Below are 12,590 nucleotides of genomic sequence, written 5' to 3'. Positions count from 1 at the left end.
CCTGTCGTTTTAGCGAGGTTCGCAGCCGCCCGGCCGTGTGGTATCCTTGGATGGTGGAGCCCGTGTCGGGATCGTCGGCGCATGTTCGTGGTATCTGGTCATCCGGTTTCGTCGCCTTGTCCGGCACTCCTGTTCATGCAGCCGTCCGGGCATTTGCCCGCCGGTTCCGGGCAGCGGCAGGGAACTGCAAGGAATGTGATCGGTTCCTGTACGGGAAGGAACAACGGGCGGAACGTCCGTTGGTTTGCCTCGACATGAGCCTTGTGGACCAGGATCTGAACGTGAGCAGACATGACGACATCATGAAGGGACTGGGGCTGCACGGCCAAGCCGTCGTCGCGGCCCTGGAAATGATGGTCGACCTGGGCAAGCGCAATCCGGGGCTGGACCAGGTTGCCAGCCGGATCGGCACCGAAGCCGACACCCTGCGGCGGATCTTTCCCGACGATGACAGCCTGATGATCGCCGTAGCAGAGCAGGCCCTGATCAGGCTCATGGATTCCTGCACAAAGGCGGTCGTCAAGATCAACCCCGACGATGCGGTGGGGCAGTTCCTCGCGCTTGGCAACGCCTACATCCGCTGGGCTGCGGATCACAGTGTCCAGTTTCGCATTATCTCCAGCCACCCGACGCTGAATGCGGACAAGGTTCCGGAACTTCGCCGTTATGTGGATTCGGTCGTTGACCTGATGACGCGGATGCTGGAACGCGCCCGCACTGCTGGTCGCCTGCGCGATGACGAGGACATCCTCAGGCTGGTCCTGTCGTCGCGGATCTTTGCCCACGGCCTGGCGCAAATGGTGGTCGATGGCCGGGTGGATGCCTGGCTGCCGGGCCGCACCCCCCTTGAGGCCGCGGAACAGGCGCTTGCGGACTTTGTCAAGCGGATCGCCCGCGCCACGGCCAAGCATTCCCTGTCCCGGGGCTGACGCCCAAGGCCCCGGATGGCGTTTCACCGTTGCCTATTCAACCCGTGCCCGGTCGCCCCCGCCACCCGACATCGGCTTAATCAAATTTTCAGATTCTTCTGACAACCTGCGGCAGGACGGGATGGCCCGTGCCAACCGCCGCGAAGGCTTGTCGCATCGACGGGGAACGTGCAGCGCACTGCCGTTCTCCGGGCTGCGGCGGATACTGGGGTTCCGCCGCAGCCGCAATGGCCCTGTCCGAACCGGCAGGTGCAGGCAGGGTATTTTCGCTTTCGGTCGTGGCGGGCTTGGGCTATCCCATCCCCAACCACAGCAGACGAAAGACGAACCGCCGTGACCGATTACATCATCCGTGATATTGCCCTGGCCGATTTCGGCCGCAAGGAACTGGACATCGCCGAAACGGAAATGCCCGGCCTGATGGCTTTGCGGGCGGAATACGGCGCGGCAAAGCCGCTGGCAGGCGCGCGAATCGCGGGCAGCCTGCACATGACGATCCAGACCGCCGTTCTGATCGAGACGCTGACGGCCCTGGGCGCCGATGTCCGCTGGGCGTCCTGCAACATCTATTCGACCCAGGACCATGCGGCGGCGGCCATCGCCGCCTCCGGCGTGCCGGTTTTCGCTGTCAAGGGCGAGACGCTGGCCGAATACTGGGCCTATACCGACCGGATCTTCCAGTTCGCGGAAGGCACCTGCAACATGATCCTGGACGATGGCGGCGACGCCACCATGTATGTCCTGCTGGGCGCACGGGTCGAGGCGGGCGAGACCGGCCTGATCGACACCCCCACCAGCGAAGAGGAAGAAGCCCTGTTCGCCCAGATCCGCCGCCGCATCGCGGAAACCCCCGGCTGGTTTGCCCGGCAGCGCGACGCCATCAAGGGCGTCAGCGAGGAAACGACCACCGGCGTCCATCGTCTTTATGACCTGCACAAGCGTGGGCTGCTGCCCTTCCCCGCGATCAACGTGAACGACAGCGTGACCAAGTCGAAATTCGACAACAAATACGGCTGCAAGGAATCCCTGGTCGATGGCATCCGCCGCGCCACCGACACGATGATGGCAGGCAAGGTCGCCGTGGTCTGCGGCTATGGCGACGTGGGCAAGGGTTCCGCGGCCTCTCTGCAAGGTGCCGGTGCGCGTGTGAAGGTGACCGAGGTCGATCCGATCTGCGCCCTGCAAGCCGCGATGGACGGCTTCGAGGTCGTGCTGCTGGAAGACGTGGCCGCCACCGCCGACATCTTCGTCACCACCACCGGAAACCGCGACGTGATCCGCATCGAGCATATGCGCGAGATGAAGGACATGGCCATCGTCGGCAACATCGGCCATTTCGACAACGAAATCCAGGTGGCCAGCCTTCGCAACCACAAATGGACCAACATCAAGGACCAGGTGGACATGATCGAGATGCCCTCGGGCAACCGCATCATCCTGTTGTCGCAAGGCCGCCTGCTGAACCTGGGCAATGCCACGGGCCACCCGTCCTTCGTGATGTCGGCCAGCTTTACCAACCAGGTGCTGGCCCAGATCGAGTTGTGGACCAAGGGCAACGAATACGCGCCCGGCGTCTATATCCTGCCCAAGGCGCTTGATGAAAAGGTCGCGCGCCTGCATCTGGACAAGGTCGGGGCAAAGCTGACAGAACTGTCGCGCGAACAGGCCGACTATATCGGCGTGACGCCCGAAGGCCCTTTCAAATCAGAACATTACCGGTATTGATGCATGGAATATTCACTGTTCACCTCGGAATCCGTGTCCGAGGGCCATCCCGACAAGATTGCCGACCAGATTTCCGACGCCATCCTTGACGCCATCCTGGCCGAGGATCCGCGCGCCCGGGTGGCCTGCGAAACCATGGTCAAAACCGGCGTCGCCATCATTTCGGGCGAAATTTCGACGAATGCCTGGGTCGATCTGGAAAGCATCGTTCGCGGCGTCATCAACGAAATCGGCTACACCTCGTCCGACGTGGGATTTGACGGCGCGACCTGTTCGGTCATCAACATCATCGGCAAGCAGTCGCCCGAGATCAACCAGGGCGTCGACCGCGAAAATCTGGAAGATCAGGGCGCGGGCGACCAGGGGCTGATGTTCGGCTATGCCTCGGACGAAACCGACGTGCTGATGCCCGCGCCGATCACCTATGCGCACCGGCTGGTGGAACGCCAGTCCAAGGTCCGCCGCAACGGCACGCTGAAATGGCTGCGCCCCGACGCCAAGTCGCAGGTCACGCTGCGCTATGGTGCGGACGGCCGCCCCGAAGGGATTGATGCGGTGGTCCTGTCCACCCAGCACAACCCCGAAATCACGCTGTCCGACCTGCGCGAGGCCGTGATCGAGGAGATCATCAAGCCGGTCCTGCCCGCCGAATGGCTGAGCGACAAGACCAAGTATTTCATCAACCCGACCGGCAAGTTCGTGATCGGCGGGCCGGTGGGCGATTGCGGCCTGACCGGGCGCAAGATCATCGTGGACAGCTATGGCGGCATGGCGCGCCATGGCGGCGGCGCCTTTTCAGGCAAGGATCCCTCCAAGGTGGACCGTTCCGCCGCCTATGCGGGCCGCTGGGTCGCCAAGAACATCGTGGCCGCCGGCCTTGCCAGCCGCTGCGAAATCCAGGTCAGCTATGCCATCGGCGAGGCGCAGCCGACCTCGATTTCCCTGAACACCTTCGGAACCGAAACCGTGGCCCATGACAAGATCGTGGCAGCCGTGCGCGAGGTTTTCGACCTTCGGCCCTTTGCGATCATCCGCGATCTGGACCTTCTGCACCCGATTTATCGCCCCACGGCCAGCTATGGCCATTTCGGGCGGCAGCCGTATCAATTGAACCGCGGAACGGCGTTCAGTTGGGAAAGGACCGATCGGGCCGAGGATTTGAAGGCGGCATTGTCATAGGATGGTGGGGTGGAACCCACCCCACCGCCTGCCCTACCCCGCCCCGTAAAGCACCTTCGCCCTGCTCTCGAATGCGCGCACGATCCGCACCATGGCCTCGTGGAACACCACGCCGATCAGCCTTTGCAAAAGCGCATTGCGGAATTCGAAATCCACGAAGAATTCGACATGGCATCCGCCGCCGGGCCGGTCGGTGAAGATCCAGCCGCTGCGCATGTATTTGAACGGACCGTCCAGATATTCGGTGTCGATCTTCAGCGCACCCGTGGCGGGATCGGCGGGCCACAGCACCACGCGGCTGCCAAAGCGTTCGCGGAACACCTTGAAGCTGATCACAAGGTCGGCTGCGATTTCCTCGGCCCCGTCGGGACGTGTTTCGCGCGACCGGATGCGGGCGGCGCTGTTCCAGGGCAGGAACTGGGGATAGCTTTCGATATCGGCAACCAGGTCGAACATCTGCCGGGCGCTGTAGGGAAGGTCGCGGGTATCCTGATGGTGGGGCAATGGTATCTCGCAGGGTTCGGACTTGTCACGCGACCGGGTTTTTGATCGAGTCGCCCCGATCTAGCAAAAGGCAACGACCATGAACAACCTGATCTGGCTGCTGCGGGCGTCCAAATGGGCGCGCAACCCGCCAAGCGCACGGATGGTCCGCCTGGTGCTGCTGGTGGTCGCGGCAGGACTAGCCATTGCCGCCCTGGAATGGCTGAACCTGTGGCCGGACTGGGCGCGCCTGGAGGAAGGCCGCGCCCCCCGCATCCCGCGAGAGGTCAGCGGACCCGTGCCTTGACAGGCTGCGCCCGGTGTTGGCGCAACGCGGCCGCGCCCAAGCCGATTGTCAGGATCATCATGATCGTCAGCATCGTCTTTCTCCTGTCCTTGGGGCGTTACCGCCCCGCTGCCTGGAACGTATCGCATTGGGCCATGTCGCCCGAATTGAAGCCGCGCATCAGCCATTCCTGACGCTGCGCCGCGCTGCCGTGGGTAAAGCTGTCGGGAACCGGGGTCCGGCCCGCGTTCGACTGGATCACGTCGTCGCCCACCGCCTGTGCCGCACCCATCGCTTCCTCCAGATCGCCCTGTTCCAGCGTTCCGAAGCGATCCTGGGCCTGGCGCGCCCAGATACCGGCATAGCAATCGGCCTGAAGTTCGGTCAGGACGGATATCTGGTTGGCGTCGCTTTCGCTGACCTGACCGCGCAGGCGGTTCACCTCGGCCAGGGTTCCGGTCAGGTTCTGCACGTGATGGCCGACCTCGTGCGCGATGACATAGGCATAGGCGAAATCGCCGCCCGCGCCCATGCGGCTGGCCATCATGTCGAAGAAATCCGTGTCCAGGTAAAGCCGCTGGTCACCCGGACAATAGAACGGTCCCATGGCCGACGACGCGCCCCCGCAGGCCGATTGGACAACGCCGCTGAACAGCACAAGCCGCGGGTCAGCATAGTCGATGCCGGCCTGTTCCGGCAGGAGCGGGCCCCAGACCTCCTCGGTATCGGCCAGCACGACGGATACGAATTCGCCCCATTGCTGGTCTTCCTCGGTCAGGGGCTGGCCTTGGCGGGATTGTCCCTGGTCAAGCCCCTGCACGACCGGGCTGATGTCGATGCCGAAGAAATAGCCGACAGCCAGGATCGCCAGCATCCCCACGATGCCGACGCCCCCCGCCCCTGCGGCGCCCATGCCGCGCCGATCCTCGATATTGCTGCTGCCGCGCCGTCCCCGCCATTGCATGATCCGTGATCCCCCATTGGCCGAAACGGCCTTCCAGACCAAAACACGGGGCCGTGCCACAGGTTCCACGAACCCCGCATGGCCCGATGATCACAGCGGCGCGACAAGATCGCAAGGCGCTTGACGCGGGCGATCCGGGGGACGATCCACAGGGCAAAACAAGGACGAGGGCACCATGGACGGACGACACCTTTCCCTGCTGGCCGGGGCTGGATCGGCGGGGTTGCTGATCGCCGCGCTTGGCTTTCAGGCGGCGGGCTATGCCCCGTGCGAATTGTGCATCCTGCAACGCTGGCCCCATGTCGCCGCCATCGCAGTGGCGGTGCTGGTCTGGTGGACCGGCCGGGTACGCGGCCTGGCCATCCTGGGCATGGTCGCGGCTGGCGTCGCCATGGGCCTTGCGATCTATCACACCGGGGTTGAACTGAAGCTGTGGGCGGGACCGACGCATTGTTCGGGGACCGTGGGCAACCTGGCGACCATGTCCGCGCAGGATCTGCTGACCCGGCTGAACGCCACCCCCGTGGTGCGCTGCGACGAGGTGGCCTGGCGGTTCCTGGGCCTGTCGATGGCGGCCTGGAACGCGGTGTTTTCGGGCATTCTGGCGGTGGTTTGGGGGGTGGCGGCGAAACGGGCGTAAGGTGGGGTTTCACCCGCCAAATCCCCCCGCAAACATTGCCCCCCCCGGCCACATCACCTATATGTAACCCAACAAGATGTTGAGGAAATCCCGTGGCCGACACCCCTGAAGACGACTTGTCCGACACCCCCGAGGCAGGCGATGAAAACGGCGCCGCGACGCGGACCGTGATGCCCCATGACGGTCCGGTCATCGACATCAGCGCCGAGATGCGGACATCCTATCTGGATTACGCGATGTCGGTCATCGTCAGCCGGGCGATCCCGGATCTGCGCGACGGGTTGAAGCCGGTGCATCGGCGCATCCTCTACGCCATGGACGAATCCGGCAACACGCCCGACAAATCCTATCGCAAATCGGCCCGCCCGGTGGGCGATGTCATGGGTAAGTATCACCCGCACGGCGACGCCGCGATCTATGACGCCCTTGTTCGCATGGCGCAGGACTTTTCCATGTCGCTGCCGCTGCTTGACGGCCAGGGCAACTTCGGGTCCATGGACGGCGATCCCCCCGCCGCCATGCGATACACGGAAGTGCGCATGGACAAGCCCGCGAACTTCCTGCTGATGGACATCGACAAGGACACGGTCGATTTCCAGGACAACTACGACGGCAAGGACCGCGAGCCGACCGTGTTGCCGGCGCGGTTCCCCAATATGCTGGTCAACGGCGCGGGCGGCATCGCGGTGGGCATGGCCACCAACATCCCGCCCCATAACCTGGGCGAGGTGATCGACGCCACGCTGGAACTGATCGAGAACCCCGACCTGCCGACCGAGCGCCTGCTGGAGATCATCCCCGGCCCGGACTTTCCGACCGGGGCGTTGATCCTGGGCCGGTCCGGGGCGCGCAAGGCATACCTGGAAGGGCGCGGCAGCGTCATCATCCGCGCCAAGACGCATATCGAGGAACTGCGCAAGGACCGCTGGGCCATTGTCGTGGACGAGGTTCCCTATCAGGTGAACAAGTCCAGCCTGATCGAACGCATCGCCGAGCTTGCCAAGGAAAAGCGGGTCGAGGGGATCGCATCGGTCCAGGACGAATCCGACCGGCAGGGCGTGCGGGTCGTGGTGGAATTGAAACGGGACGCCACGCCCGATGTGGTGCTGAACCAGTTGTTCCGCTTCACCTCGCTGCAAACCAGTTTCGGCTGCAATATGCTGGCGCTGAACGGCGGGCGGCCCGAACAACTGACGCTGCGCGACTTCCTGACCTACTTCCTCAGCTTCCGCGAGGAAGTCGTCGCACGCCGCACCGCATACGAACTGCGCAAGGCCCGCGAACGCAGCCATGTGCTGTGTGGCCTGGCCGTGGCCGTCAGCAACGTCGATGAGGTCGTGGCGACGATCCGGTCGTCGGCCGATGCCTCCGAGGCGCGCGAACGGCTGATGGAACGCCGCTGGCCCGCGCACGAGATCCTGGAATTCCTGCGCCTGATCGACGATCCGCTGCATCCGGTCAACGACGACGGCACCTATAACCTGTCGGAAACCCAGGCCCGCGCCATCCTGGATCTGCGCCTGCAACGCCTGACCCAGCTTGGCGTGCAGGAAGTGACCAGCGAATTGCAGCAACTGGCCGATTCGATCCGCGATTACCTGGCGATCCTGGGGTCGCGCGAACGGATCATGGGCATCATCAGCGACGAGTTGCGCGAAGTGCGCAGCCTGTTCGCCGTCCCCCGCCGGACCGAGATCACCGAATGGTCCGGCGACATGATGGACGAGGATCTGATCGAGCGCGAGGACATGGTCGTCACTATCACCTCGGGCGGGTATATCAAGCGCACGGCCCTGGCAGAATTCCGCAGCCAGCGTCGCGGCGGCAAGGGCCTGTCCAGCATGGCGACCAAGGAAGACGATGTCGTCACCACGCTGTTCGTGGCCAACACCCATACCGAACTGTTGTTCTTCACCACCGACGGCATGGTCTATCGCATGAAGACCTGGCGCCTGCCCTTGGGCGGACGGACGGCCAAGGGCAAGGCCATCGTCAACATCCTGCCGATCGAACCGGGTGTCTCCATTGCCGCGCTGATGCCGGTCGATGCGCCGGAAACGGAATGGGACAGCTATCAGGCGGTCTTCGCGACATCGGAGGGCGACGTGCGGCGCAATGCGCTGTCGGATTTCACCAGCGTGCGCACGAACGGCAAGATCGCCATGAAGCTGCCGGAAGGCGTGGAACTGGTCGGCGTGCGCATGGCCACGACCGATGACGACGTGATGCTGGTCACGGCATCGGGCCGGGCGATCCGCTTTCCCACGACGGATGTGCGGGTCTTCAAGGGCCGCGATTCGACCGGCGTGCGGGGCGTGCGGCTGGCCAAGGACGACCGCGTTGTCAGTATGTCGGTCATCCGCCACTTCGAGGCCGATCCGGCTGAACGCGCCGCCTATCTGAAGATGCGCCGCGCGGTGGCGGGCGCCCTGGACGACGGCGCCGAGGCGGATGAGGACGAGGAAGCCGTGGCCGAGGCCGCGATCACCCAGGAACGCTATGCCGAGATGTCCGCGGCCGAGGATCTGATCCTGACCATCACCGCCAACGGCGCGGGCAAGATCAGTTCTAGCCATGACTACCCGGTGCGCGGGCGCGGCGGCCAGGGCGTGATGGCGATGGACAAGGCGATGCGGGGCGGCGCCCTGGTCGCCAGCTTCCCGGTGGACATGGATGACCAGATCATGCTGGCGACATCGACCGGGCAGTCGATCCGGGTGCCGGTCGACGGCATCAGCTTCCGGTCGCGCAGCGCGGGAGGCGTGCGGGTCTTCAACACCGCCACGGGCGAGGAAGTGGTGTCCGTGGCCCGCATCGCGGAACAGGGCGACGAAGAAGCGGCGGAAGGCTGAAACACCAAGGCCCGGCGGCTGGCCGGGCCTTTTTCCATGCGAGGGACCGATTGACCCCATCCAGCGAAGACGTGCTGCGCCAACGGCTTCAGACCGGGTTCCTGGGTATCATCGCCTTTTCGCTGATCCTGTTTTTGCTGTTCCAGGCGCGCTTCGTGCTGATCTGCCTGGCCATTGCGATCATCCTGTTCTCGCTGACCACGGACGCGATCCAGGCCATTTCCTCGCGGTTGAAGGTGCCGAACTGGTTGGCAACGACGCTGGCGCTGATCGGCATCACCCTTGGGCTGATCTGGCTGTCCACGACGATCATGTCCCAGATCAACGAGGTGGTGGGCCGCGCCATCGCCTATACCGAATCCGTGCAGATCGCCTTGACCACGCTGATCGAGCGGTTCGGTCCCGACGCCCAGACACGCCTGCTGGCCGCGCTGACGGAATTCAACATCACCGGCTGGCTGCGCTCGCTTGCGGGTCAAGCCTCGGGGTTGTTGTCGGGCAGCCTGCTGGTGATCCTGTTCGTGGGCTTCATGTTTGCCGAACGCACCTGGCTGCCTGTCAAGGTCGAACGGTTGACGGGCGATCCGGCGCAGGCGGTGCGGATCAGGCTGATCATGGCCTCGATCATGCGGCGGGTGAACCGTTACCTGGTGGTCAAGACCTTCGTCAGCGCGCTGACCGGGGCAGCCGTCTGGCTGATCTATGTGGTGGCGGGGCTGGAACTGGCGATGGCCATGGCCCTGCTGACCTTTGTCTTGAACTTCATCCCGAATATCGGTTCGGTAATCGCCTGGGCCATCACGGTCGCTCTGGCCTTTGTGCTGACCGGCGATTCGACCGCGACCATCGCAGTGGGCTTTGCCTGCCTGCTGGTCCATTTCGTGGTGGGAAACATCCTGGATCCTATGCTGACCGGGCAAACGCTGCAACTGTCCAGCTTCGGGATCATCCTGTCCCTGGCCTTCTGGGGGGCGATCTGGGGAATCGCAGGGGCTTTCCTGGCTGTGCCGATCATGGTGGCGGTCATGATCGTCTGCTGGCACATCCCCTGGCTGCGACCCGTGGCGATCCTGCTGTCGCGCGAAGGGCTGGCCGATATCGACACGGCCAGCCGCTGAGGGCTTACTTGCCGTCGTCGGGCAATTCGCGTTGCGCCACCTGAGCCACCTGCGCCGGGATTTCGTCCTCAGCCTCGTCTGCCAAGGGCAGATCGCCGTCCTTCCAGATGTCGCGGGTCGTGAAGGGCATCCCGATGCCTTCCTGGATGAACCGTTCGACGATCTGGTGATACACCTCGGATGTGACGCCAAGGCCCGATCCGATGTCGGATATCACCGCGCGAATTTCAAAGTTCAGCGCATCGACGGTAATGCCCCGGAACAGCACCGAAGGGGCCGGGTCGATGGTGACAAGGGGCTGATCCTCGATGATTTCCTTGAGGATGCGGTGGACCTTGCGCGTGTCGGTGCCATAGCTGACGCCGATGGGGATGATGATCCGCCCTGTCTTGCTTTGCCGCGTCCAGTTGATCACCGGCTGGCTGATCAGGTCGCTGTTGGGGACGATCACCTGCTGCTTGTCAAAGGTCTCCACCGATGTGGCGCGCACGGAAATGCGCTTGACGATGCCCTGCTGGCCGCCCGCGCTGATCCAATCGCCCACGCTTATTGGGCGTTCGATCAGCAGGATGATGCCCGATACGAAATTCGACACGATGTTTTGCATCCCGAAACCGATGCCGACCGACAGCGCACCCGCAACGATGGCGAAGGACGACAGGTCGATCCCGGCCGAGGTGATGGCCAGGATCGCGGCCAGGATGATGCCGACATAGCCGATGCCCGACACGACCGCGTTCTGCCCGCCCGCGTCCAGTTTCGTCTTGGGCAGGACGGATGTGCGCAAGGCCCCCTGCACCGCCCGGGTTATCGAATAGCCGATGGCAAAGACCAGCAGGAACATCAGCACCGCGCCCGGCGACAGGCGCACGCCCCCCAAGGTAAGGCCCTGCCGGAAGCGGTTCCAGTATTCGACCAGCTCGTTGCCCGAGGCACCCCAGATCAGCAGAAAGACCGGGATCGACAGCAGCACCAGGGCGAACCCGATCAGCAGCGGTGCCAGCCCATCCCGCGCCCCCTCCTGCCCGCGCTTGAGCATGTTGAAGACGTCGGCGATAAAGTCCTGCAGCAGGATCAGCACGCCCAGCAGCGCCATGGATTGGATCCAGGGCCAGATCAGCAGATTGCCGACATTCACATAGCCGATTGCCGCGGCGATCACCGCCAAAATGGCCAAGGGCCGGGTCAGCGTGCCCGCAAGCGACAGCACCCGATGGCGATAGCTGGTGTTGGACTGATCCGCCCAGGGCTTCAGGCGGCGCAGGATCATGCCCAGCTTGAACAGCAGGGCGGCGGCAATGACGATCAGGGCAAAGTGCCAGACGACGGCTCCGCCTTCCGCAAAGTCCAGCGGCACCCGCTGCAAGCGGGAATTGCGTTCGGCCAGGCCCGACAAGGGCAGAAAGGCGACCGAGGCGACGTGGTGGACCGCCAGCGCCATCCCCAGCGCATTGACCAGCCAACGGGCCTTCTGGCGTTCATCATGCGGGACATTCAGCGTGTCATAGGCAACCGACTTATTGGGAAACAACTGCCGTGCAAGCCAAGCACTGCCGAACAGGATCACGCCCGCGGCGGGCAGCGCATCCAAGAAAGGCCGGGTCCACAGGCCAAAGATGCCCGTCGCCGTCAGGGCGCTGATCAATAGGTAAACCCCGATCATCGGCAGCGCGATTTGCGCCAGCGACAGGATAAAGGCCACGACTCCGCGCGAATAATCCTTGGTCCGGGCCGACAGGCGCTGCGGCAGCGTATCCACCCAGTATCGCCCCAGCGTCAGCAGCAGCAGCGCCGCAATCAGATAGCCGGCCACCTGCGGTAGGCGCGGACGCAATTCCCCCCAGGTTGCCCGCTCCCCAATCCTCTGACTGGTGTTTTCCACGATGCCATTGACCAGCCGCGTCGTTTCCGACGCAGCCAGCAGCCAATTGGCCGGCAGCAGGGGCGAAGGAGAAAGCCGTGCAAGTTCCATGACCTGGCGTTCTGTCAAGGCCTGGTCGATCCGCCGCACGATGGTATCGGCGCGGCTGAATGCCTCGACCGCCGCAAGGCGCGGAGCTTGCAATTCGGAAAGCCGGGCCTGCAATTCCGACCGGCGCGCAGCGATGTCGTCAGGCTCCGTCTGACCTTCGGCAGGCGCAGGACCAAGGGCGGCGATCTGGCTTTCGATCGTGGCGATCGGATCGGCGTTGACGCCCTGGGCATCCTGAAACTGTTTTCGCCAATTGACGATGCGCGCCCGGATGTCGTTCAGTTGCGCGGCGGTTGTGTCGCCATTGCCGACCAGCTGTTCGCTTTGCGTGGCGATCCTGTCCCAGGTTTCGTAATTCGGAAGAACAGGATCCTGCGCCCAGGCAGGCGACATACAAAGGGCAAGGACTGTCACGACGACAGCCAGGAACGCGCGGATCATC

General features: G+C 63.9%; 10 protein-coding genes. 7 read left to right on the top strand and 3 right to left on the bottom strand.

The window, feature by feature from the left end:
• The first annotated feature begins 281 nt into the window (after window positions 1–281).
• From LZ585_RS04870 to metK, 3 genes are all read left to right on the top strand, one after another.
• Window positions 282–929 (top strand): TetR/AcrR family transcriptional regulator, encoded by a 648-nt coding sequence (locus LZ585_RS04870; protein ID WP_234855296.1) that lies wholly within the window; start codon window positions 282–284, stop codon window positions 927–929.
• 333 nt (window positions 930–1,262) lie between these two features.
• A complete protein-coding gene (ahcY, locus tag LZ585_RS04865) occupies window positions 1,263–2,654 on the top strand; it encodes an adenosylhomocysteinase (protein ID WP_234855295.1) in 1,392 nt (463 codons plus the stop codon).
• A 3-nt stretch (window positions 2,655–2,657) separates the two neighbouring features.
• Window positions 2,658–3,833: a methionine adenosyltransferase gene (metK, locus tag LZ585_RS04860; RefSeq protein ID WP_234855294.1), complete on the top strand. Its 1,176-nt coding sequence runs from the start codon at window positions 2,658–2,660 to the stop codon at window positions 3,831–3,833.
• A 33-nt stretch (window positions 3,834–3,866) separates the two neighbouring features.
• On the opposite strand, the gene LZ585_RS04855 is transcribed toward metK, so the two are convergent.
• Window positions 3,867–4,337, bottom strand: a complete 471-nt coding sequence (locus LZ585_RS04855; protein WP_234855293.1) for a type II toxin-antitoxin system RatA family toxin — start codon at window positions 4,335–4,337, stop codon at window positions 3,867–3,869.
• A 79-nt stretch (window positions 4,338–4,416) separates the two neighbouring features.
• On the opposite strand from LZ585_RS04855, the gene LZ585_RS04850 reads away from it, so the two are divergent.
• Entirely contained in the window at window positions 4,417–4,623 is a 207-nt protein-coding gene (locus LZ585_RS04850; RefSeq protein WP_234855292.1) for a hypothetical protein, read from the top strand.
• 97 nt (window positions 4,624–4,720) lie between these two features.
• Here LZ585_RS04850 and ypfJ read toward each other — a convergent pair whose 3' ends face one another.
• The gene (gene ypfJ / locus LZ585_RS04845) at window positions 4,721–5,566 is read right to left on the bottom strand and encodes a KPN_02809 family neutral zinc metallopeptidase (protein WP_234855291.1); all 846 of its coding nucleotides are present in this window, start codon (window positions 5,564–5,566) and stop codon (window positions 4,721–4,723) included.
• 175 nt (window positions 5,567–5,741) lie between these two features.
• On the opposite strand from ypfJ, the gene LZ585_RS04840 reads away from it, so the two are divergent.
• The 3 genes from LZ585_RS04840 (at window position 5,742) to LZ585_RS04830 (ending at window position 10,176) form a co-directional block, all read left to right on the top strand.
• Window positions 5,742–6,206 carry a disulfide bond formation protein B gene (locus LZ585_RS04840; RefSeq protein ID WP_234855290.1) on the top strand — a complete coding sequence of 155 codons (465 nt, stop codon included), beginning with the start codon at window positions 5,742–5,744 and terminating at the stop codon, window positions 6,204–6,206.
• A 116-nt stretch (window positions 6,207–6,322) separates the two neighbouring features.
• Window positions 6,323–9,058 carry a DNA gyrase subunit A gene (gene gyrA, locus LZ585_RS04835; protein ID WP_390625111.1) on the top strand — a complete coding sequence of 912 codons (2,736 nt, stop codon included), beginning with the start codon at window positions 6,323–6,325 and terminating at the stop codon, window positions 9,056–9,058.
• A 50-nt stretch (window positions 9,059–9,108) separates the two neighbouring features.
• Window positions 9,109–10,176 (top strand): AI-2E family transporter, encoded by a 1,068-nt coding sequence (locus LZ585_RS04830; RefSeq protein ID WP_234855289.1) that lies wholly within the window; start codon window positions 9,109–9,111, stop codon window positions 10,174–10,176.
• A 4-nt stretch (window positions 10,177–10,180) separates the two neighbouring features.
• Here the strand turns inward: LZ585_RS04830 and LZ585_RS04825 are convergent, their stop codons facing one another.
• The gene (locus LZ585_RS04825; protein WP_234855288.1) at window positions 10,181–12,589 is read right to left on the bottom strand and encodes a DUF3772 domain-containing protein; all 2,409 of its coding nucleotides are present in this window, start codon (window positions 12,587–12,589) and stop codon (window positions 10,181–10,183) included.
• Between the last annotated feature and the right edge of the window lies 1 nt (window position 12,590).

The organism is Paracoccus everestensis (assembly GCF_021491915.1).
Taxonomy (GTDB): Bacteria; Pseudomonadota; Alphaproteobacteria; order Rhodobacterales; family Rhodobacteraceae; genus Paracoccus; species Paracoccus everestensis.
This window is presented reverse-complemented; position numbering and strand designations above follow the sequence as displayed.